Raw genomic sequence first — 20942 nt, forward strand, 5'->3', positions numbered from 1 at the left:
AAATAAAGGAAGAAAAATTATTCTTCGCCTAATTCGCCCATGGCGGTGATGCTAAAGCCTGCATCAACATGGACGATTTCACCGGTGATCCCGGAGGCTAAATCAGAGCATAAGAACGCAGCGGAGTTACCCACATCTTCGATTGTCACGGTACGGCGTAATGCAGCAGTTTTCTCGAAGGTTGCCAACATTTTCTTGAAGTTTTTAATGCCGGAAGCCGCTAAGGTACGAATCGGGCCTGCGGAAATGGCGTTCACACGAATACCGTCTTTACCTAAATCAGCTGCCATCACACGGGTTGCCGCTTCAAGAGAGGCTTTGGCTAAACACATCACGTTGTAGTTTGGAATGGCACGCTCTGCACCTAAGTAGGACAACGTTAATAATGCGGCATTCGGATTCAAATATGGACGTGCTGCTTGCGCCATTGCCACGAAGCTGTATGCGCTGATGTCGTGGGCAATGCGATAACCTTCACGGGTTGCTGCATTGACATAGTCGCCGTCTAATTGATCGCCCGGTGCGAATGCGATGGCGTGTACGAAACCATCGAATTTATCCCAATGTTTGCTTAATTCTGCGAAGCAGTTTTGAATGCTTTCATCGGTGGCAACGTCTAACGGAAGCACGATGTTTGCGCCGAATTCTTTGGCAAATTCTTCAACACGCGGTTGTAATTTTTCATTTAAATAAGTGAAAGCCAATTCTGCGCCTTGCTCTTTCATCGCTTTTGCAATGCCGTAGGCGATAGAACGATTGCTAGCGAGACCTGCAACTAAAATACGTTTACCTGTTAAGAAACCCATAATTATTCCTGTTTGTTTTAGTGAAAAAATTGGCGAGATTATACTTGTTTTGCCTTATAGGAGCAATTATCAGAGTAAGTGTTCCGATATGTTAGGGTAATTTATTAAAAGCTAATTTATTCAGATTGATTATGCTGACTATGTTTGCCAAGTGCATAGAGCGTAACTAAGCCTAATCCAGTAACAACAATGCTGCGGGCGGTAAACAGTTTTTTACTTACTGCCGTGAATAGTAAAGAACGTATTAAGGGTTGATTTAACACTGAACCTAAGAAATTTATATTCTGGAGAGGAGATGAAATTTCTCGTTTTGTTGTATTACCTTGTGAACGTAATTTAAGTCGCAATATATTGCCCTTGAGTACTAAAAGTTCTTTTTCTTCTTCTAAACGCATTATCACTTCTCCTACTCTTGTTTGGATTTACCTATAATATTTTTTAATGCATTAATGTCTTGTTGTATCTCTATTACTGTATCCATCATAAATGTTTTTTGTTTTTTCAAAAAACGCGATAACCCAAAGGCTAAAAACAAAACAATCAATAGTGCGATAACACTGATAGAAAAAAATGCGGTAATTTTATTTTCTGGAGAAAGGTAGGAATTCAAACCAAATAATAAACTAATAAAAGAAACTAATAAAAGTAAGAAGGCGAACAGTATAATAACGAGAGTTGATAACAAAGAATTTTTTAGCTGGATAAAGTCAATCCGAAGCATTTGCAAACGGATTTGTGTTAACTCAAGGGTTGTAATCAATGTATTTTTAATTTTTTGTATGATTTGCATTCCATCTCCTTAAGCTGTCTGAAACGAAAATTGGCTGCGCAGAAAAACTAGTATACGCAGCCATTATTTAGTAGAACGATTTTAGTAAATAACAACTATTTTTTACTGATGAGTACGCCCAGTAATAACCCAATAACACCAGCAGTGCCGATGGCTTTGTAAGGATTTTCTTGCACTAGAGTATCGGTGCTTTTAATCACCTCTTTGGTTTTTTCAACGGCTTCTTCTTGAAGAGAACTAAATTGTCCTTTAATTGTTTTAATTTGAGAACTTAAATTTTTTTTCAATTTTTTCAGTTCTTCTGCGCCTGCTTCACTTTTTTCATTAAAAAGCTCTTCAGCATTATTTAAAATGTCATTCAGTTCTTCTAATAGTTCTTTGCGTTTTGCATCAAATTCTTTACTCATAGTGTTTCTCCTCTTGTTAAAATGTAATAATTAAAATACCAGCAGAAATAATACTTTTATTCCTACATGGTTACTATTCTATACATATATTTTATAGAGAAGTCAAGGGTAAATCTGTTATGTCGGATTATCCATATCCTTAAATTCCACCTCAAAACCGTGTTCTTTTGCCAGCCACTCGCCCAAGGCTTGGTGACCTGCAGCAAAAAATGAATCCCTTGCTCCCTCGTAGAATGGATCGTTTGTTCAGATACTTCGCCTGTAATAAAGGCGTCGCAACCTTGGGCTGCAGCAAGATCAATGTAACCTTGACCTCCACCGGTGCAGATACCGATTTTGCTGATAAAGTGCGGTCCGTTTTCCGTACAAATTAATGGTTTGCGGTTTAACACCTGTTCGATACGTTCGGCAAATTGTTCGGCTGTTAACGGTTCTTTTAAGGCGCCCCAAATAGGAATGCTGGCAGAGCTTTATCGCCTTGTTTTTCGATAGTGGCGCTGATCTTATCGCCGTGCATCACTTTTTTCATGGCAGGTGGCGCAATAAAGTAGCTTTTTTTATCACATTCTAAAAAGCCATAGGCTTTATCGGAGCCTTTTACCGTGCCTTCTACACGTTCTTTGCTGTCATGAATTTGTTGTTTGAGTTGTGCGAGTAATAGGTTGTCTTGGAACATAATTATTTTTATCGTAGGGCAGCGTGGAGCCTGCCGAAATTATCATAAAATGGCGGAATAAAATCCGCCTTACAAATAGAAAAGGCAGGTTAAAAACCTGCCGATAAATAAAGGAAGAAAAATTATTCTTCGCCTAATTCGCCCATGGCGGTGATGCTGAAACCGGCATCAACATGGACGATTTCACCGGTGATCCCGGAGGCTAAATCAGAGCATAAGAACGCTGCGGAGTTGCCTACATCTTCGATAGTCACGGTACGGCGTAATGCAGCGGTTTTCTCGAAGGTTGCCAACATTTTCTTGAAGTTTTTAATGCCGGAAGCCGCTAAGGTACGAATCGGGCCTGCGGAAATGGCGTTCACGCGAATGCCGTCTTTACCTAAATCAGCTGCCATCACACGGGTTGCCGCTTCAAGAGAGGCTTTGGCTAAACACATCACGTTGTAGTTTGGAATGGCACGCTCTGCACCTAAGTAGGACAACGTTAATAATGCGGCATTCGGATTCAAATATGGACGTGCTGCTTGCGCCATTGCCACGAAGCTGTATGCGCTGATGTCGTGGGCAATGCGATAACCTTCACGGGTTGCTGCATTGACATAGTCGCCGTCTAATTGATCGCCCGGTGCGAATGCGATGGCGTGTACGAAACCATCGAATTTATCCCAATGTTTGCTTAATTCTGCGAAGCAGTTTTGAATGCTTTCATCGGTAGCCACATCTAACGGAAGCACGATGTTTGCGCCAAATTCTTTGGCAAATTCTTCAACACGCGGTTGTAATTTTTCATTTAAATAAGTGAACGCTAATTCTGCGCCTTGCTCTTTCATCGCCTTTGCGATGCCGTAGGCGATAGAACGATTGCTGGCGAGACCTGTAACTAAAATACGTTTACCTGTTAAGAAACCCATAATTATTCCTGTTTGTTTTAGTGAAAAAATTGGCGAAATTATATTTGTTTTGCTTGTTTTGAGCAATGTAGCGATCTTTGGTTTAACCAGTTATGCTGGATTATCGATATCTTTAAATTCCACGTCAAAACCCTGTTCTTTTGCCAGCCACTCGCCCAAGGCTTTTACGCCATAACGTTCAGTGGCGTGGTGGCCTGCCGCAAAGAAATGAATCCCTTGCTCCCTCGCAGAATGGATCGTTTGTTCCGATACTTCTCCTGTGATAAAGGCGTCACAACCTTGGGCTGCAGCAAGATCAATGTAACCTTGGCCTCCACCGGTGCAGATACCGATTTTGCGGATAAAGTGCGGTCCGTTTTCTGTGCAAATTAACGGCTTGCGGTTTAAAACGCGCTCAATGCGTTCAGCAAACTGTTCGGCAGTTAAAGCTTCTTTTAAGGTTCCCCACACCGGAATGCTGACTGTGTTTTGTTCTAGCGGTTGAAGGTTGTCGATGCCGAGCAATTGGGCGAGCTGGGCGTTGTTGCCTAGCTCTGGATGAACATCTAGAGGCAAATGATAGCCGTATAAATTAATGTCATTGACTAATAACGTTTTGATTCGCTTGCCTTTCATGCCGCGAATACAAGGATTTTCGCTTTTCCAAAAATAACCATGATGAACGAGCAATGCATCGGCTTTTTGTTCAACAGCATAATCAATTAACGCTTGACTGGCAGTGACGCCGGTGATGATTTTTTTGATTTCCGCTTTGCCTTCTACTTGTAGGCCATTGGGGGCGTAGTCGTTGATGGTAGCGCTATTGAGCTTTTGATTGAGTAGATTTTCTAGGGCTAAATTGTGCATAGATGTTCTCTGAATGAAGAAAAAGAATGGCGTAATGATAATGGCTTTAGTAGGGAATAAGAAGAAAAAAATGGCCGGTGCGAATATCTTTGGTAAAGACGTGGGGGAGTGTTTGCACCGGCCACTGTGTTTAAGAATGACGACTATCTTAAATGAAAACGATCTCATTATACAAATTATTATATAGCGATCAAGTGAAATTTAACGATGTGGTTAAAAAAGTTTATTTCATATTGATGGGCTTAGTGTGTATGTAATTAACATGTTGAAAATAAAAGGTAAATAAAAAAGGAAGTCGAACGACTTCCTTTTTTTTTATAGGTTAATTATTTCTGACGCATTGCCGGGAATAAAATCACATCGCGGATGGATGGGGCGTTGGCGTAAAGCATGGCGAGACGGTCGATACCTAAGCCTTCGCCGGCTGTTGGTGGTAAACCGTGTTCAAGGGCGACAACGAAATCTTCATCTTTGAACATCGCTTCGTCATCGCCGGCTTCTTTAGCCGCCACTTGAGCGTCAAAGCGTTCATTTTGATCTTCCGCATCGTTTAGCTCGGAGAAACCGTTACCGATTTCACGTCCACCAATGAAGAGTTCAAAGCGATCGGTGACTTCCGGGTTTTCATCGTTACGACGTGCCAACGGTGAAATTTCCGCCGGGTGTGCCATTAAGAAAGTCGGTTGAATTAAATGATGCTCTGCCACTTCTTCAAAAATGGCGTTGACAATGCTACCTAAGCCCCAAGATTTTTGCACTTCGATACCTAAGCGAGCGGCAACTGCTTTTGCGCGATCAATATCATATAAATCTTCTTTAACGATGCCTTTGTCTGCACCGTATTTAATGGTGGCTTCGTGTAACGTGATACGCTCGAATGGTTTGCCAAAGTCAAATTCGTATTCACCGTATTTCACGATGGTTGTGCCTAAAATGTCGATGGCAAGTTTGCGTAACAATTCTTCGGTGTTATCCATTAAATCGTGGTAGTCGGCATAGGCTTGGTAGTATTCAAGCATGGTAAATTCCGGGTTGTGACGAACTGACACGCCTTCGTTACGGAAGTTACGGTTCAATTCAAATACACGTTCAAAACCGCCGACCACTAAGCGTTTTAAGTAAAGCTCAGGGGCAATACGCAGGTACATATCTACGTCTAATGCATTATGGTGTGTTACGAAAGGACGTGCTGAAGCACCGCCCGGAATCACTTGTAACATCGGAGTTTCTACTTCCATAAAGCCTTTGGAAATGAAGTAGTCACGAATACCGGCAACCACTTTTGAACGAATGATAAAAGTACGGCGGGATTCTTCGTTAGAGATTAAATCCAAGTAACGTTGACGGTAGCGCACTTCTTGGTCAGTTAAGCCATGGAATTTATCCGGTAACGGACGCAATGCTTTGGTAAGCAATTGTACTTCGGTGGCTTTAACGGTGAGTTCGTTGGTTTTGGTTTTGAATAATGATCCTTTTACGCCCACGATATCGCCTAAATCCCAGTGACCGACATCATCGGCATACACGCCCTCAGGTAGATTGTCGCGTGCAACATAAAGCTGGATTTTGCCGCTCATATCTTGGATGGTGATAAACGTGGCTTTACCCATAGCACGACGCGTCATGATACGACCGGCAACCGCAATTTCAACGTGCTGTTCTTTTAATGCTTCACCTTCTTCCGCATCATATTTATCATGCAAATCTTGAGCGAGTGCGTCACGACGGAATTGGTTTGGGAACGCATTACCTTTCGTGCGTAGGGCGGCTAATTTTTCACGACGGACTAACATTTCGCCGTTTAAATCTAATTCTTTTACTTCTTGTTCTGACATTTTTGTTTACCTTTAATTTTAAAAAACGTGTTTAAAAATGACCGCACTTTTAGAGTCCGGCCTTGAGACTGGCTTCGATAAACCGATCTAGATCACCGTCTAATACGGCTTGTGTATTGCGGTTTTCTACACCGGTACGTAAATCTTTAATACGAGAATCATCTAACACATAAGAACGAATTTGGCTGCCCCAGCCGATGTCGGATTTGTTGTCTTCCATGGCTTGTTTGTCGGCATTTTTCTTTTGCAATTCCAATTCGTACAACTTCGCTTTCAGTTGTTTCATTGCTTGATCTTTGTTCTTGTGTTGGGAGCGGTCGTTCTGACATTGCACCACAATGCCGCTTGGCATATGCGTAATTCGCACCGCACTTTCAGTTTTGTTCACGTGCTGACCACCTGCACCGGAGGCACGATACACATCGATACGCAAATCGGCAGGATTGATTTCAATATCAATATCATCGTCAATTTCAGGATACACAAACGCAGCGCTGAATGAGGTATGACGACGGTTATTGGAGTCAAACGGGCTTTTACGCACCAAACGGTGAATACCGGTTTCTGTGCGTAGCCAACCGAAGGCATATTCGCCGCTAACACGAATGGTAGCAGATTTAACACCGGCCACATCGCCGTCGGAGACTTCCATCAATTCGGTTTTGAATCCTTTGCTTTCGGCCCAGCGCAAATACATACGAAGTAACATTTCCGTCCAGTCTTGCGCTTCGGTACCACCGGAGCCTGCTTGCAAATCTACATAACAATCACACGCATCGTGTTCGCCGCTGAACATGCGGCGGAATTCCAGTTTGGCGAGTTGTTGTTCCAGTTCGTCTAATTCGGCAACGGCTTCGTTGAAGGTGTCTTCGTCTTCCGCTTCTACGGCCAGTTCCAACAAGCCGTCCACATCTTCCAAGCCTTGCTCTAAATTTTTAATGGTATTGACCACCTGTTCTAAAGAGACGCGCTCTTTGCCGAGTGCTTGCGCTTTATCTGCGTCGTTCCATACATCAGGCTGTTCCAATTCGGCGTTGACTTCTTCTAAACGCTCGGTTTTGGCGTCGAAGTCAAAGATACCCCCGAAGCACTGAAGTGCGGTCGGTTAAATCGGTGATTTTATTTTTGATAGGATTGATTTCAAACATGATGATTAAATGTGTTTAAATACTAAATTAAGTGTGGGATTATAAGGGATTTTGCGGGGATTTGGTAGGTGATGGAATAATAAAAAACCTTATTCATAAGGAATGAATAAGGTTTTAAATTGATTTAACCTAAAACTGAATTACTCGTCAGCAGGGAATTTTTCTTCTAATTGATCTGCTAATTTGTCAATAGCATCGTCTTTTGCGTTTGCTTTTGCGACAGCTTCAGGAACTTTACCAGCGTTGTCAGTAGATGGTGATTTGACTTGAGATAAAATTAGCTGAGCTACTTCTTTTTCAGCATCTACATATTCTTTATACATAGCAACAAGTGGTGAAACTTCTTCACTTTTAATGCCTAATGCTTCTAATTCAGCTACATGTTCTGCTGCTTTTTTATCAAATTCTGCAACAGCAGTTTCAGTTGCGGCCACATTGCTACTTGCAGAGGCAGTAGCAATTGCATCAAAACTTGCTTCAAGTTTTTGGCCAGCTGTTTCTTCCCAAGCTTTAAATTTTTTCACTTCTTCAGCTTGTTGAGACGCAGCGAATGCGCTAACGGAAGCTAATGTGAGTGCAGATACTGCAGCGACTTTGAAAAGTTTTTTCATTAGGATTACCTCTTATGAGTAAATTTAAGATGTAAAGTTGTTGTACAAGAAAGCTTGTACGCTTTTTAGAATATAAAAAGTTGAGTTTTATAGTCAAGTATTTTATTGGGTTAGTATAATGCGCCCAATTTTGCATAAGCCGCCAATTACTTTTATAATTCGCACTTATTTTCACAATTTAGGAACAATAGAAATGAAAAAAATTATTACCGCACTTTCTCTTTTTGCGATTTCTGTGGGGGCAACCGCAAGCGATGCCGTGTTGAAAAGTAAATTAGAAAAATTAGGCGCAAAAGACATTGAAATTCAAACCTCACCGATTAAAGGTTTGAAAACCGTTGTCAGTGATCAAGGTATTTTCTACGCCAGCGAAGATGGCAGCTATTTAATTCAAGGTAAAATTTATAAACTTACCGACAACGGCATCAGCAACGTTTCTAATAAATTGCTGATGGAAAAAGTCAATGCGTTGAAAGACGAAATGATTGTGTATCCGGCAAAAAATGAAAAACATGTTGTGACGGTTTTTATGGATATTACCTGTCATTACTGCCATTTATTGCATCAACAAGTTAAAGAATATAACGACTTAGGTATTACCGTACGCTATTTGGCCTTCCCGCGTGGTGGTTTGGATAATCAAACAGCACGTCAAATGGAAGCGATTTGGACGGCAAAAGATCCGATGTTTGCATTGAATGAAGCAGAAAAAGGCAATTTGCCGAAAGAATTGAAAACCCCGAACATGGTGAAAAAACATTATATGCTTGGTGTGCAACTAGGCGTCACCGGTACACCGACAATCATTACGTCTGAAGGTGATGTTATCGGCGGTTATTTGAAACCGGCTGATTTACTTGCTGCCTTAGAAGGTTAATGCAGGTTCTTTGTGCAAAAACGAATCTTACGCCGCGATGTGCCGGCAGGCGATAAACTTTGTGACGATCCCTTGTTGGATCGTCTTTATCGTTCGCGCCACATTAAAAACGCCAACCAATTAGACCGCACTTTAAGTGCCATGCATCATCCGAATCTCATGTCGGGCATGGATACTGCGGTAGCATTTCTTCTAGAAGCCTATCAAAAACAACAGAAAATCGTCATTGTGGGCGATTTTGATGCTGATGGTGCAACCAGTACCGCATTGGCTGTGCTCGCATTACGTCAACTGGGCTTTGCTAATGTCACCTATTTAGTGCCGAACCGTTTCGAGCAAGGTTATGGGCTCAGTGTTGCCGTGGCACAAGAGGCATTGGCTTTAGGCGTTGAACTGTTAATGACCGTAGATAACGGTGTCTCTTCTCATGAGGGCGTAGATTTTTTAAAGGCGCAAGGCGTGAAGGTGATTGTGACAGACCACCACTTGCCACCGGAAACGCTGCCGAATGCCGACGCCATTGTGAATCCGAATTTGGCGCATTGCGGTTTTCCCTCCAAACATCTGGCCGGTGTAGGCGTTACTTTTTATCTTATGCTTGCCTTGCGGGCAAAATTCCGCGAACTTGGTCTATTTGATGCAAAAAATCAGCCGAATTTCACGGAATTGTTAGATTTAGTGGCATTAGGCACAGTCTCCGATGTGGTGCCGTTAGATCAAAATAATCGTATTTTAGTTTATCAAGGCATTGCCCGTATTCGCGCCGAACGTTGTCGTTGCGGCATTCGTGCATTGGCGGAAGTGGCGAAGCGGGACGTGACCCGTTTCGTGGCGGCGGATTTAGGCTTTTCCATTGGCCCGCGTTTAAATGCGGCGGGACGGCTGGATAATATGTCCGTGGGCGTGGAGCTTTTGTTAGCCGAAAACATGGAAACGGCTCGTGCGTTGGCATTGGAGCTGGATGGTTTAAATCAAGCACGCAAGGAAATCGAGCAGGGCATGAAGTTAGAAGCCTTAACCATCTGCCAAAATTTGTTTGCAAATGCCACCGCACTTGAAACGGACATTCCCCATTCTATTGTGTTGTATCAATCGGATTGGCACCAAGGTGTGCTCGGCATTCTTGCATCACGCATTAAAGAGCAGTTTCATCGCCCGGTGATTGCGTTTGCTCAAGATCAAGGAGGCATGTTGAAAGGGTCTGCGCGTTCCATCCCCGGGTTACATATTCGCGATGTGCTGGAACGGATTTATTCACAGCATCCGGATTTAATTCTGAAATTTGGCGGGCATGCCATGGCGGCAGGATTGAGTATTCAAGAAAGCCGTTTTGACGATTTTCGTCAGATTTTTAATCAGACGGTTAGCGAATTATTGGCGGAAGACCAATTACAAGGCACGATTTGGACTGACGGTGAATTAAATGCGAATTTGTTAAATTTGGCAACGGCAGAAACCTTGCGTCAAGGTGGGCCTTGGGGACAGGCATTTCCTGAACCGATGTTCGACGGTGAATTTAAAATCCTACAACAACGCTTAGTGGGTGAAAAACACTTGAAAATGATGGTGGAACCCAAACTGGGCGGACCTTTGTTGGATGCTATCGCCTTTAACATAGATACGCGCTATTATCCTGATTTATCTATAAAAACTGCAAGATTTGCGTATAAATTAGATATCAATGAATTTCGTGGTAACCGCGATTTTCAATTATTAGTGGATTATATTGAACCATTGGAAAGTTAGGCACATGATGTCACGGGTCGGATTACTCATCGTTTTATTCTTTATCAGCGGATTTACCGTTGCGCAAGAAAGCGTGTCTCATCCGCCAGCCGTGGATGAAGCAAGCCGACCATTTGAAGATGGCAAAGATTATTTTTCTTACCAAGAACCACTCATGTTGCCGCCTCGGGAAGATAACCGCATTCCGATTCAATTCTTTTTTGATTACGATTGCCGCGTTTGTTCTTCTGCACAAGATATTCTTGAACTTTATAGTCAAATTAATCGCGATCGCGTGGTGCTTAGTGAATATCCGGTGGCAACTGCCAAAGCCCGTTTTTCTGCGATGGTTTTTTATAGCTTGCAGGCGTTAAATGCCGATAACGTGTCTTCTGCGCTAATGTTTGAAACGGCTGAAAAAAGCCAATATATCAAACTTGCTCAGCAGGAAAATCTCTTGACTTGGCTTGAGCAACAAGGCATTGAACGTAGCAATTTTTTACAAACCTATTATTCGGAACCTGTTAAACAACAGGTGGATGAGGCAGTCCGTTTAACCGAAGATTACGGTGTGTTTACTTTTCCTTATGTCATTATTGATGGCAAATATGTGTTGACTGCCAGCACCTTATATAACGACGATTATGCCCTCGCGGTATTAGATTTTTTAATTAACAAAAAAACAATAGCAAACAAACACAAAGGATAGTTATGAAAATCGGTATTGTTGGCGCAATGGCGCAAGAAGTAGAAATTTTAGTCAATTTAATGACGGATAAGATCGTGACAAAATTAGCCTCTGGCACGATTTATGAAGGCATGATTCGCGGTAAACAAGTTGCCTTATTGCAATCCGGTATCGGCAAAGTTGCCGCCGCCATGGGAACAACGGCGTTATTGCAATTAGCCAAACCGAATCTTGTGATTAATACCGGTTCTGCCGGTGGCGTAGCGGAAGGGTTGAACGTAGGCGATGTGATCGTTTCTACTGAAACCCAATATCATGATGCGGATGTGACGGCTTTCGGTTATGCCAAAGGGCAATTACCGGCGTGTCCGGTCACGTTTTTGTCTGATACGAAACTTGTTGAGCTGGTAGAGCGCGTTGCAACCCAATTAGGACAACACGTGAAACGCGGGTTAATTTGTTCCGGCGACAGTTTCATTCAAGGCGGTGAACGTTTGGCACAAATTAAACAAGATTTCCCGAAGGTGATTGCTGTGGAAATGGAAGCCACTGCGATTGCGCAAGTTTGTTACGCGTTTAATGTGCCTTTTGTAGTGGTTCGCGCGATTTCTGATGCGGGGGATGGCAAAGCAAATATGTCCTTTGAAGAATTTCTCCCCCTGGCGGCGAAACAATCCTCTGACATGGTTGTTGCTATGTTGGCGGAATTGAACTAATCCCTTCTCTCCGCGTACGGTGTATCGTACGCGGACGACATCTTCTGACCTATCTCTCTTATTTTTCATCTATTTTTCTAAAAAACGCTTGATTCTAGAGTTGCTCCATATTTTATCATGAGTCAAACTTAACGATAAAAGGAGACATCAAATGAAATTTCTAAAAACAAGCGTAATTTGTACCGCACTTTTCGCTGCATCCCTTGCTAACGCGCATAACGTTTGGTTAGAGCCCGTTAAAGACGCCAATGCTGCAGGGCAATATGTGGTGAAATTTGGTCACGAACAGACAGAAGCTTACCCTGAACAAAAATTGAAAGCGGTGAAGTTGCTAGATAGTAAAGGCAATGTTACTAATGCAACCTATCAATTTAAAGAAGGCGAAGCTTATCTTAATGCGGAGAAAGCCTCACAAGTGTTTATCCGTTTTGATAACGGTGTTTGGTCTAAATTGCCAAGCGGTAAATATGTAGAAAAAACCAAACAACAAGAACCGACAGCCGAACTTTCTGTGAATCCGGTGAAATTCGGTAAAGCCGTATTACACTGGGACGAGCAAGCGATGAAAGCGCACGGTATGGAATATGAATTGGTACCACAAGCACAACCCAAAGCCGGAAAACCATTGCAAATTTTAGTATTGCATAAAGGTAAACCGGTGAAAGACATTAAAGTGGGATTGGGTGAAGATGCGCCATTTAACTTAACCAACGACAAAGGTATCGCTGAATTTACCCCACAAGCTGGTTACAACAAAGTTTGGGCTGAATTTGAGGAAAACGTCAAAGGCAATCCGGATTACGATAGCCGTTCTATTGAATACATGTTGACCTTTGATGCCGAGTAATCGCATGAAAAAAACGTTGCGTATTCTGACCGCACTTTTCCCCTTGTTGTTTGCCCCTCATGCTTTCGCGCACGCGCTTTATGTGTTCGCCCAGTATGATGGGCAAACCGTGACGGGAAAATCCTATTATTCCGATATGACCCCGGCTGCGGAAACTTATGTGGAAGTTTTGCGCCATGGGGAAAATCAGCCATTGATGACGGGGAAAACCGATAACCGTGGTTATTTTCACTTTCCGTTAGTGGTTGAACCGAAAGTCGCCTTAAAAGTGGTGGTTGAAGGGGAAGAAGGGCATCGGGCGGCGGTAGTGGCAGATCGCATCACCGCAACGCCAAATACGCCAACTCAAGCGAGCGATGAAAGCTTGTTGTTACTGCGTGGTGATATTGCGCAGTTACGCGACAAAATTTACCTGCACGATATTTTAGGTGGCATTGGCTACATCGTTAGCATTGCGGGTATTGCTGCGTGGCTAAGTGCCCGCAAATTAAGAAAAGGGCGTTAATAATGCATTTGTCGGAAGGCGTATTACATACGCCGGTATTGTTAGCGGGCGTTGCTTTGGCGGTAGTTGGTGTGGCTGTCGGATTACACCGTTTAGAAAGTGAACGTTTGCCTTTAACGGCGTTGTTTGCTGCCGCATTTTTTGTTGCCGGCACTATTCATGTGCCCGTGGGCATCGGTAGCGTTCACTTGATTTTAAATGGCATGGCAGGTTTATTTCTTGGTTGGGCGGTATTCCCAGCCTTTCTTATTGCGTTGTTGTTGCAAGTGCTGTTCTTTTCCTTCGGCGGTTTTGCTGTGTTAGGCGTGAATTTATGCGTTATGGCATTGCCGGCGGTCGCGGCACATTATGTATTGCGTAGTTATTTAAGGCCGGATATGGGAGCTATGGCAAAATTATTCACCGGCTTGGGCGCGGGCATTATTGGTGTTGGTGGTGCCGGCGCATTAGCCTCTCTCGTTTTAGCGTTAGATGGCGGCAAACATTATCAGGATTTAATCGCCTTATTGCTGTTGTCACATTTGCCGGTATTCGTGTTGGACGGCATTATTAGCTACGGCGTGATTTCTCTCCTCAGCAAAATGTACCCTAGCGCATTACAATCTATTGGCACTTCACTGAACGTTGATGATAACAAACGGTGCGTACAATGAGCCCCGTTTTTCAGCGTTTTTTTTCACCGCACTTTTTTGCACCTCACTTGCGCCTGATTTACCTATTCCTTTGGGGCTTGGTGATCAGTGCCTTATCTCAACCTTCTTTGTTGCTATGGTTAAACGGCATCGCCTTAATTTTATTGGTGATCCTGATTTATTGTTGTCGTGATCCTTATTTTCCTTATCTAAAACGCTGGCTGGTCTTCAACGGATTTACCTTATTACTTTGGGCAACCTTAAGTTGGCGTATCGGCACGGAAGGCATTGAACCTAATCCCGAGGGCATGGAAACAGCCTTGTTAATTAGCTTACGCATGAACCTGTTGTTGTTTTCCGTATGGTTATTGCTATGGAAAATGAATGACACGGTGTTGGTACAAGCCATTGGTAAATTGCCCTTGCCGCCCAAATTAATTTGGCTTTTTGTCCTCACGGTGCGTTATATTGCCCTGTTAGGTGAGTTGCAACAAAAAATGGATTTGGCGATGCGTGCGCGAGGCTATCATGCCGGTTTGAATCGTCGAACGTTATATGTCACTGCACAACGGGTTGCGCTTTTACTGGTGCGTGCGTTACTCAAAGCTGAGACGGCACAAATCGCGCTCCAATGCCGCGGCTTTCGCTTTGGTGAAAAGACAAATTTAAGTGGGGAAAAATGACGGTTTTACAAGTCAACGGATTGCAAATTAAACGAGGAGAACGGCAGATTATCGACAATCTGTCTTTTCAAATTGAAGAAGGCCAACGCTTTTTTGTGCAGGGCGAAATCGGCACAGGAAAAACCACTTTATTGCTTGCTTTATTAGGCTTTGTGCCTGTTGCGCGCGGTGAGATTCGTCTATTCGGGCAATTGTGTCGAGAAGAAAAAGATTTTGCACCTTTTCGTGGCACCGTAGGGTTTTGTTTTCAGCACGCCGATGATCAACTGTTTGGTCCCACCGTGCTGGACGATGTTGCCTTCGGACCGTTAAATCAAGGCTTGTCTCACCAACAGGCGTATGCCGTTGCTTTACAGCAACTGGAACGCTTGGGTATTGCTCATTTGCAGGATCGCACTGTGCATACGCTCTCCGGTGGGGAAAAAAATTTCACAGCGTTGGCGGGCGTGTTGGCGATGCAACCGAAAATGTTATTGTTAGACGAGCCGACTAACGGATTGGATCGCAAAAATACCGAAAAACTGACCGCACTTTTGCGTGAGCTGTCACTGCCTACGTTGGTGGCGTCTCATCATCAAGGATTTACGGCTGAATTGGCTGATGATGTTCTGACTTTATGATCTCAATCAACCCGAAAAATCAAAGGTTGTGCTACCCTAGCGAGGTTTTTTGTAACCAGATAGTAAAGGGGCAATATTATGTGTACAACTTGTGGTTGTGGACATCCGGAACAAGTCAGAATCGGTGAAGTAGCACATTCTCATCATGACCATGACGGCACGCAAAGTGCGGTCAAAAATCCGAACTTTTCTCATTTCAAATTTCACTCGGTAGAATCGGCTTCTGAAGCCAGTGAAACGCAAAAACGCCTGTTAAAAGTAGAGCAGGACGTGTTAGGTAAAAATAATCAAATCGCGGCGCACAACCGCTTTCTTTTCCAGCAACAACATATTCTTGCACTGAATTTGGTGTCCAGCCCGGGTTCCGGCAAAACCACCTTACTCACCACCACGCTAAACGCGCTGAAAAATGACCGCACTTGTTATGTGATCGAAGGGGATCAACAAACGGAAAATGATGCGGATCGTATTCGTGCTACCGGTGTCTCTGCGATTCAAGTGAATACCGGCAAAGGTTGCCATTTAGATGCCCAAATGATCAATGATGCGTTGTTCAAACTTGAACCGAAACAAAACAGTCTGCTGTTTATTGAAAACGTGGGTAATCTGGTTTGTCCGTCCGAATTTGATTTGGGTGAAAAAGCTAAAGTGGTGATTTTGTCCGTGACTGAAGGTGAGGACAAACCGCTGAAATATCCACACATGTTTGCGGCGTCTAAGTTAATGATTTTAAATAAAGTCGATTTATTGCCATATCTTAATTTTGATGTGGAAAAATGTATCGCTTACGCCAAACAAGTGAACCCGCAAATTGAAGTGATTCAACTTTCCGCGACCACCGGAGAAGGCTTAAAAGCCTGGTTGGATTGGTTACAGGCACAATAAGGATTGTGGAACAAAATGCAGTTTATTGATGAGTTTCGTGATCCGAAATTAGCGAAAAGTTTAGTCAATCGCCTGAATGAATTAATGGCGAAATTGCCGCAATATACGGCAGAAAATCCGCTCTATTTAATGGAAGTTTGCGGCGGACACACCCATACGATTTTTAAATTCGGCTTAGATCGTTTGTTGCCGAAAAGCATTGAATTTATCCACGGACCAGGTTGTCCGGTGTGTGTGTTACCCATGGGGCGCATTGACGTGTGCATTGAAATTGCACAGAAACCGGATGTGATTTTCTGCACTTTTGGCGATGCAATGCGGGTGAAAGGGCGTCGTGGTTCCTTGTTGGAAGCCAAAGCTAAAGGTGCCGACGTGCGAATCGTGTATTCACCGCTGGATGCGATGAATATTGCCGTGAACAATCCTGACAAAAAAGTCGTGTTCTTTTCTCTTGGTTTTGAAACCACCATGCCGAGCGCCGCAGTGACTTTGCAGCAGGCGAATAAATTAAATATTCAGAATTTCTGGGTAGTTTGCCAAAACATCACCATCATTCCAACATTGCACAGTCTGCTTTCACAAGATTATGTGAAAATTGACGGGTTTATTGCGCCGGGTCATGTGAGCATGGTGATCGGCACGTCGCCTTATCAATCCATCGTGGATAAATACCACAAACCTTTTGTCATCACGGGCTTTGAGCCGTTAGATATTTTGCAAGCTATTGTGATGTTGGTGCAGCAATTTGTGGACGGGCGTTGCGAAATTGAAAATCAATATAAACGTATCGTGCATTCCGAAGGTAACTTGCTGGCGCAACAAGCCATGCGTGAAGTGTTCCAACTGAAAAAATCCAGCGAATGGCGTGGCTTGGGTGAAATTGAAGAGTCAGGTGTAGAACTGACCGATGCTTATAAACGCTTTGATGCAGAAGTGTATTTCCACAGCCAACCGCAACAAGTGGCAGATGACCCGAATTCTCGTTGTGGTGATGTGCTCACCGGCAAATGTAAACCTTCAGATTGCCCGTTATTTGGCACACAATGTAACCCGGACAATGCCTATGGCGCGTTGATGGTGTCCTCGGAAGGGGCGTGTGCCGCCTATTATCAATATCGGAGAGAATAATGACAGATTTCATCACCATGGCGCACGGCAACGGCGGCGGTGCCATGCAAAAACTTATTCAGGACTATTTCGTCGAAGCCTTTGATAATCCCATTCTTGCGCAGGGCGAAGACCAAGCCCGCTTGCCTTTAGCAGAGCTCATGGCACAAGGGAAACAGCTTTCTTTTAGTACCGACAGTTTCGTTATCGACCCGATTTTCTTTCCCGGTGGCAATATCGGCAAGCTCGCTGTGTGTGGTACGTTAAACGATGTGGCGGTGTGTGGTGCCGTGCCGAAATATCTCTCTTGCGGTTTTATTTTAGAAGAAGGTTTGCCGTTAGCCGAACTCAAAGACATTATTCAAGCCATGGCAAAAGCCTGCCAAGCTGCCGGTGTGCAAGTGGTGACGGGCGACACTAAAGTGGTGCAAAAAGGCGCGGTGGATAAAATCTTCATTAACACCAGCGGCATTGGCGTTATTCCGCAAGGCATCGATTGGGGTATGCATCGTATTGACGCGGGCGACAACATTATCGTCAGCGGCACCATCGGCGAACACGGCGCGACCATTCTCAACTTGCGCGAAAACCTAGGGATTCAAACGGATCTCAAAAGCGACTGCGCTGTTCTTGCACCACTCATCGATTTATTGCGCCCCATTGAGGGCGTAAAAGCGGTACGTGATGCTACTCGTGGCGGCGTAAATGCGGTGTTACACGAATTTGCCGCCGCCCAGCAATTAGGCATGCAGATCAACGAAGACGATTTACCTATCCGCCCTGAAGTCCGCGGCATTTGTGAATTACTTGGGCTAGAAGCCTTAAACTTTGCTAATGAAGGCAAATTGGTGATCATCGCCTCTCCTGAAAAAACATCTGAAATTCTGACCGCACTTCATTCCCATGAATTAGGCAAAAATGCCGCCGTGATTGGCGAAGTGACCACGGATAAAAAAGTAAGATTATTAGGCAGTTTCGGTCAGTCACGGTTGTTGGATTTACCGATGAATGAGCCGTTGCCAAGGATTTGTTAGGTTGTTCAACTTTCTTGCTTGTGCAAGAAAGTAGCAAAGAACACACCCCGGATAAATTGCTGTTCCTCCCTTTATTGCCATTTTCTTCACGGAAAATTTCGAACTCGCCACTGCGTGGCTCAAACAAAGCGAAATTTTCCTAAAAATGCCAAGTCGTTCGGGCAATTTATACGGGGATTTTATTTGAGCGTTATTGGATAAAAAGAGCGGTGGAATTTTGGATTGTTTTTTATGTGAAAAACGTTTTGGATTTCAACCGTACTTTCTTTTTCATGATGGTTCAAGCGTCCACGCTTAGACCCAAAGAAACACCAGCGTGGATGCGAGCTCTATAGGGCGAATACTGACTTTATTTAATAAGATTACTAAAACGTTCAATGTACTTTTCACATTCTAAAATATGTTGACTTGCTAACTGTTTAGTAAAATTATTCTTATCTAGAGAGTAACAAGCATTTACACGTCTATTTCTTAAACGTCTTAGTATATCTCCTAATTTTCTACCTTCTTTATCATTAATACTTTTCACTCTACCTATTAATTGTTCGTGACTACCCATTTTTTGATCATTGCAATTAATATTTTTTTCATTTAATAATAGGTACACGGTGTGATAAACATAGTAATATGAAAGTTTAATGCTTTCTCTTAATATAACTTCATTTTCATCTAGTGAGAATTCTTTTGCTGTACTCAAAAGATTATCAGGTTTAATCATTCATAACCTCACAAGATACAATGAAATTACTTAAATTAATATTAAACTCATCTTCAAATTCAATTTTCATATCTGAAATATCAAAATTACAATTCACAATATCACTAATATTTTCACTCTCTACATTAAGTATCATATATAATGAATTATCATTACCTTCAAAATATGTTCTTTTGGCTGATATTAAATTATTATTATAAATTATATATCCAACTTTTATAATAAACTTCTCAATAAGTTCTAAATTAAAGTTATTTTGATTAAAAAAATGGGTTAATAGTTTTAAATTGTTATCTTCTGGGGATTTTAATTTTGCTAATTTATTATTAATAACAAGTAGTTCATTTATGGATAGAGAAGCCATAAATGCATGATGATATCTTTGTAGTAAATCAAGATTTAAAGGATCAATAAACTTCATTCCTTCTTTTAGGTTTTCTAAAGAAAGGGATACTTCACCAACACGATTTAATGAAACTGCAAAATTATAATAGACGTAGGGATCATTTCCCAAACCAATAGCTTTTTTATAGTTAGAAATTACATTTTCTCGTTTGTTTTCTAGTGATGCTATAACACCTAATAAATCATACGCGCTTTGAGCATCTTGTTTTATTAATTTATTTGCATCACGTTTAAAGCCCTCGATAACAAGTGGAGGAATAGTTTTTTTAAATTGATATTGCAACATTCTTTTATATAGACTTGATGCAATAGACTTAGGCTGCACAGACATGATAGTTTTCTCCTTAGGTCTACTGATTCTATGTAAATTTTAAGAGAAAATCAAATAGGTGTGTAGTTTTATTACACCTATCCCCCCTTGATAGCGTACGCTTCCCAGCGTGTGCTGTAACTTCTTGAGATTAAAGGCACAGGTTATGAAACGTGCGCCAGCAAGATATTTAAAAAAACACGCTCAAAACCCACCGCACTTTACGCATTTTTTCTTGCATAATCTGCCGCTTCGGCGATAAGTGCTTCGCTCGGTCTTTTGCCGGTGTAGAGTTCAAATTGTTCGACGGCTTGTAACACAATCACTTCCGCGCCGGAGATAGTTTGTTTACCGAAGGCTTGGGCGGTTTTAATTAATGGTGTGTGGGCAGGTTGAGCAACCACATCAAATGCGGTTTTGGCTTGGTGGATCATAGCTTCGGGGAAAGCGAGATCGAATGCCTCTTTGCCACCTTTCATGCCGATTGGCGTGACGTTAACGAGAATCTCGGCAGTTTGGTTGTCGAGGGAAGCGATGTAATCATAGCCATAAAGTGCGGCTAAATAGTTGCCTGTTTTTTCGTTGCGGGCGAAGATGTTAACTTTTTCAAAGCCGGAATGCTTAAATGCCGCCACGACGGCTTTTGCCATGCCACCGCTGCCATGCACGATCACGCGATCGTTTTTGCTTAATTGGTATTTTTCGATCAGTTTAACAATGGCAATGTAGTCGGTGTTGTAGGCACGTAAAACACCGTTGTCATTAACGATGGTATTGACCGATTCAATGGCTTGTGCGGAAGGGGAGATTTCATCTAAAAAGGGCATGCAACTTTCTTTGAAAGGCATGGACACCGCGCTTCCACGAATGCCTAAGGCTCGAATGCCTTTGACGGCATGTTCGATGTCATTGGTAGTGAAGGCTTTATAAATAAAATTCAAACCGAGTTTTTGATAAAGATAATTGTGAAAGGTGGTGCCGAAATTACCGGGACGACCGGACAGAGACATACAGAGTTGGGTATCTTTGTTAAGCATAAGAAGTATTCCTTTTATAGATAAAGAAATGATGTCACGAGTATAGCAGATGGCTGTTAAAACGTTTGGAAAACCGACCGCACTTTTATGAATCATGCAAAAATAAGACGATTGAACCCTATC

The 20942-nt window shown here is 42.8% G+C and carries 24 protein-coding genes and 2 pseudogenes; 12 read left to right on the top strand and 14 right to left on the bottom strand.

Annotated features, from left to right (window positions below):
- Positions 1-17: 17 nt before the first annotated feature.
- The 11 genes and pseudogenes from AC30SH_RS02950 to AC30SH_RS03000 form a co-directional block, all read right to left on the bottom strand.
- A complete protein-coding gene (locus tag AC30SH_RS02950) occupies positions 18-806 on the bottom strand; it encodes an enoyl-ACP reductase FabI (protein ID WP_486130760.1) in 789 nt (262 codons plus the stop codon).
- 116 nt (positions 807-922) lie between these two features.
- Complete coding sequence (locus AC30SH_RS02955) at positions 923-1201, bottom strand: hypothetical protein (protein ID WP_489582089.1); 279 nt, start codon at positions 1199-1201, stop codon at positions 923-925.
- Positions 1202-1212: 11 nt separating this feature from the next.
- A complete protein-coding gene (locus AC30SH_RS02960; protein WP_297928911.1) occupies positions 1213-1596 on the bottom strand; it encodes a phage holin family protein in 384 nt (127 codons plus the stop codon).
- A gap of 95 nt (positions 1597-1691) precedes the next feature.
- A complete protein-coding gene (locus AC30SH_RS02965) occupies positions 1692-2003 on the bottom strand; it encodes an ElaB/YgaM/YqjD family protein (RefSeq protein ID WP_021615926.1) in 312 nt (103 codons plus the stop codon).
- Positions 2004-2120: 117 nt separating this feature from the next.
- A pseudogene (locus tag AC30SH_RS02970) lies at positions 2121-2470 on the bottom strand (Nif3-like dinuclear metal center hexameric protein); the annotation flags it as partial.
- Positions 2471-2472: 2 nt separating this feature from the next.
- Positions 2473-2679 (bottom strand): annotated as a pseudogene (locus AC30SH_RS02975) (exoribonuclease II); the annotation flags it as partial.
- A 122-nt stretch (positions 2680-2801) separates the two neighbouring features.
- The gene (locus tag AC30SH_RS02980; RefSeq protein ID WP_005703676.1) at positions 2802-3590 is read right to left on the bottom strand and encodes an enoyl-ACP reductase FabI; all 789 of its coding nucleotides are present in this window, start codon (positions 3588-3590) and stop codon (positions 2802-2804) included.
- Positions 3591-3680: 90 nt separating this feature from the next.
- Positions 3681-4436 carry a Nif3-like dinuclear metal center hexameric protein gene (locus AC30SH_RS02985; RefSeq protein ID WP_212509797.1) on the bottom strand — a complete coding sequence of 252 codons (756 nt, stop codon included), beginning with the start codon at positions 4434-4436 and terminating at the stop codon, positions 3681-3683.
- A gap of 326 nt (positions 4437-4762) precedes the next feature.
- Complete coding sequence (gene lysS / locus AC30SH_RS02990) at positions 4763-6271, bottom strand: lysine--tRNA ligase (RefSeq protein ID WP_212509796.1); 1509 nt, start codon at positions 6269-6271, stop codon at positions 4763-4765.
- A gap of 49 nt (positions 6272-6320) precedes the next feature.
- Positions 6321-7419 (bottom strand): peptide chain release factor 2 gene (gene prfB / locus AC30SH_RS02995; RefSeq protein WP_111305374.1). Its coding sequence is split into 2 segments (ribosomal slippage): positions 6321-7343 and positions 7345-7419, totalling 1098 coding nucleotides; the frame shifts between segments, so codons are not numbered across the junction.
- A 140-nt stretch (positions 7420-7559) separates the two neighbouring features.
- Positions 7560-8030, bottom strand: a complete 471-nt coding sequence (locus AC30SH_RS03000) for a hypothetical protein (protein WP_048750251.1) — start codon at positions 8028-8030, stop codon at positions 7560-7562.
- 193 nt (positions 8031-8223) lie between these two features.
- Here AC30SH_RS03000 and dsbC point away from each other — a divergent pair, with 193 nt between their 5' ends.
- The 12 genes from dsbC to hypE all read left to right on the top strand — a co-directional run bounded on the left by dsbC (position 8224) and on the right by hypE (position 18349).
- Positions 8224-8907 carry a bifunctional protein-disulfide isomerase/oxidoreductase DsbC gene (dsbC, locus tag AC30SH_RS03005; RefSeq protein ID WP_109128038.1) on the top strand — a complete coding sequence of 228 codons (684 nt, stop codon included), beginning with the start codon at positions 8224-8226 and terminating at the stop codon, positions 8905-8907.
- 12 nt (positions 8908-8919) lie between these two features.
- Positions 8920-10653, top strand: coding sequence for a single-stranded-DNA-specific exonuclease RecJ (recJ, locus tag AC30SH_RS03010; protein WP_489582090.1), 1734 nt, complete (start codon positions 8920-8922; stop codon positions 10651-10653).
- A gap of 7 nt (positions 10654-10660) precedes the next feature.
- Complete coding sequence (locus tag AC30SH_RS03015; RefSeq protein ID WP_314885382.1) at positions 10661-11341, top strand: thiol:disulfide interchange protein DsbA/DsbL; 681 nt, start codon at positions 10661-10663, stop codon at positions 11339-11341.
- 2 nt (positions 11342-11343) lie between these two features.
- On the top strand, positions 11344-12036 hold the full coding sequence (locus tag AC30SH_RS03020) for a 5'-methylthioadenosine/adenosylhomocysteine nucleosidase (RefSeq protein ID WP_314311262.1): 693 nt from the start codon (positions 11344-11346) through the stop codon (positions 12034-12036).
- A gap of 151 nt (positions 12037-12187) precedes the next feature.
- Positions 12188-12883, top strand: coding sequence for a DUF4198 domain-containing protein (locus AC30SH_RS03025; protein WP_314311260.1), 696 nt, complete (start codon positions 12188-12190; stop codon positions 12881-12883).
- Between the two features lie 4 nt (positions 12884-12887).
- Positions 12888-13388: a carboxypeptidase regulatory-like domain-containing protein gene (locus AC30SH_RS03030; RefSeq protein ID WP_314311259.1), complete on the top strand. Its 501-nt coding sequence runs from the start codon at positions 12888-12890 to the stop codon at positions 13386-13388.
- Between the two features lie 2 nt (positions 13389-13390).
- Positions 13391-14041 (top strand): cobalt transporter CbiM, encoded by a 651-nt coding sequence (gene cbiM, locus AC30SH_RS03035; protein ID WP_314311255.1) that lies wholly within the window; start codon positions 13391-13393, stop codon positions 14039-14041.
- A complete protein-coding gene (locus AC30SH_RS03040; RefSeq protein WP_314311252.1) occupies positions 14038-14703 on the top strand; it encodes an energy-coupling factor transporter transmembrane component T family protein in 666 nt (221 codons plus the stop codon). Before cbiM ends, AC30SH_RS03040 begins: the two co-directional genes overlap by 4 nt.
- Entirely contained in the window at positions 14700-15323 is a 624-nt protein-coding gene (locus AC30SH_RS03045) for an energy-coupling factor ABC transporter ATP-binding protein (RefSeq protein WP_212509790.1), read from the top strand. The genes AC30SH_RS03040 and AC30SH_RS03045 overlap by 4 nt, the downstream gene beginning before the upstream one ends.
- Before the next feature lie 78 nt (positions 15324-15401).
- A complete protein-coding gene (gene hypB / locus AC30SH_RS03050; protein WP_212509789.1) occupies positions 15402-16208 on the top strand; it encodes a hydrogenase nickel incorporation protein HypB in 807 nt (268 codons plus the stop codon).
- Positions 16209-16223: 15 nt separating this feature from the next.
- The gene (gene hypD, locus AC30SH_RS03055; protein WP_212509788.1) at positions 16224-17336 is read left to right on the top strand and encodes a hydrogenase formation protein HypD; all 1113 of its coding nucleotides are present in this window, start codon (positions 16224-16226) and stop codon (positions 17334-17336) included.
- A complete protein-coding gene (gene hypE, locus AC30SH_RS03060) occupies positions 17336-18349 on the top strand; it encodes a hydrogenase expression/formation protein HypE (protein ID WP_212509787.1) in 1014 nt (337 codons plus the stop codon). Before hypD ends, hypE begins: the two co-directional genes overlap by 1 nt.
- Before the next feature lie 349 nt (positions 18350-18698).
- Here hypE and AC30SH_RS03065 read toward each other — a convergent pair whose 3' ends face one another.
- The 3 genes from AC30SH_RS03065 to AC30SH_RS03075 all read right to left on the bottom strand — a co-directional run bounded on the left by AC30SH_RS03065 (position 18699) and on the right by AC30SH_RS03075 (position 20819).
- Entirely contained in the window at positions 18699-19067 is a 369-nt protein-coding gene (locus AC30SH_RS03065) for a hypothetical protein (protein WP_212509786.1), read from the bottom strand.
- Positions 19060-19803, bottom strand: coding sequence for a tetratricopeptide repeat protein (locus tag AC30SH_RS03070; protein WP_212509785.1), 744 nt, complete (start codon positions 19801-19803; stop codon positions 19060-19062). Before AC30SH_RS03070 ends, AC30SH_RS03065 begins: the two co-directional genes overlap by 8 nt.
- A gap of 200 nt (positions 19804-20003) precedes the next feature.
- Positions 20004-20819: a shikimate 5-dehydrogenase gene (locus tag AC30SH_RS03075; protein WP_314311247.1), complete on the bottom strand. Its 816-nt coding sequence runs from the start codon at positions 20817-20819 to the stop codon at positions 20004-20006.
- Between the last annotated feature and the right edge of the window lie 123 nt (positions 20820-20942).

This window comes from Aggregatibacter sp. HK296, assembly GCF_980469475.1.

Bases quoted from the DNA above. Each gene is read 5' to 3' on its own strand.
- AC30SH_RS03040 (WP_314311252.1), top strand. From the start codon at position 14,038: ATGAGCCCCGTTTTTCAGCGTTTTTTTTCACCGCACTTTTTTGCACCT.
- AC30SH_RS02960 (WP_297928911.1), bottom strand. From the start codon at position 1,596: ATGCAAATCATACAAAAAATTAAAAATACATTGATTACAACCCTTGAG.
- AC30SH_RS03015 (WP_314885382.1), top strand. From the start codon at position 10,661: ATGTCACGGGTCGGATTACTCATCGTTTTATTCTTTATCAGCGGATTT.
- hypE (WP_212509787.1), top strand. From the start codon at position 17,336: ATGACAGATTTCATCACCATGGCGCACGGCAACGGCGGCGGTGCCATG.
- hypB (WP_212509789.1), top strand. From the start codon at position 15,402: ATGTGTACAACTTGTGGTTGTGGACATCCGGAACAAGTCAGAATCGGT.
- hypD (WP_212509788.1), top strand. From the start codon at position 16,224: ATGCAGTTTATTGATGAGTTTCGTGATCCGAAATTAGCGAAAAGTTTA.
- AC30SH_RS03025 (WP_314311260.1), top strand. From the start codon at position 12,188: ATGAAATTTCTAAAAACAAGCGTAATTTGTACCGCACTTTTCGCTGCA.
- cbiM (WP_314311255.1), top strand. From the start codon at position 13,391: ATGCATTTGTCGGAAGGCGTATTACATACGCCGGTATTGTTAGCGGGC.
- AC30SH_RS03045 (WP_212509790.1), top strand. From the start codon at position 14,700: ATGACGGTTTTACAAGTCAACGGATTGCAAATTAAACGAGGAGAACGG.
- AC30SH_RS03075 (WP_314311247.1), bottom strand. From the start codon at position 20,819: ATGCTTAACAAAGATACCCAACTCTGTATGTCTCTGTCCGGTCGTCCC.
- AC30SH_RS03070 (WP_212509785.1), bottom strand. From the start codon at position 19,803: ATGTCTGTGCAGCCTAAGTCTATTGCATCAAGTCTATATAAAAGAATG.
- dsbC (WP_109128038.1), top strand. From the start codon at position 8,224: ATGAAAAAAATTATTACCGCACTTTCTCTTTTTGCGATTTCTGTGGGG.
- lysS (WP_212509796.1), bottom strand. From the start codon at position 6,271: ATGTCAGAACAAGAAGTAAAAGAATTAGATTTAAACGGCGAAATGTTA.
- AC30SH_RS03000 (WP_048750251.1), bottom strand. From the start codon at position 8,030: ATGAAAAAACTTTTCAAAGTCGCTGCAGTATCTGCACTCACATTAGCT.
- AC30SH_RS02955 (WP_489582089.1), bottom strand. From the start codon at position 1,201: ATGCGTTTAGAAGAAGAAAAAGAACTTTTAGTACTCAAGGGCAATATA.
- AC30SH_RS02965 (WP_021615926.1), bottom strand. From the start codon at position 2,003: ATGAGTAAAGAATTTGATGCAAAACGCAAAGAACTATTAGAAGAACTG.
- AC30SH_RS02985 (WP_212509797.1), bottom strand. From the start codon at position 4,436: ATGCACAATTTAGCCCTAGAAAATCTACTCAATCAAAAGCTCAATAGC.
- AC30SH_RS03020 (WP_314311262.1), top strand. From the start codon at position 11,344: ATGAAAATCGGTATTGTTGGCGCAATGGCGCAAGAAGTAGAAATTTTA.
- AC30SH_RS02980 (WP_005703676.1), bottom strand. From the start codon at position 3,590: ATGGGTTTCTTAACAGGTAAACGTATTTTAGTTACAGGTCTCGCCAGC.
- AC30SH_RS02950 (WP_486130760.1), bottom strand. From the start codon at position 806: ATGGGTTTCTTAACAGGTAAACGTATTTTAGTTGCAGGTCTCGCTAGC.
- AC30SH_RS03065 (WP_212509786.1), bottom strand. From the start codon at position 19,067: ATGATTAAACCTGATAATCTTTTGAGTACAGCAAAAGAATTCTCACTA.
- AC30SH_RS03030 (WP_314311259.1), top strand. From the start codon at position 12,888: ATGAAAAAAACGTTGCGTATTCTGACCGCACTTTTCCCCTTGTTGTTT.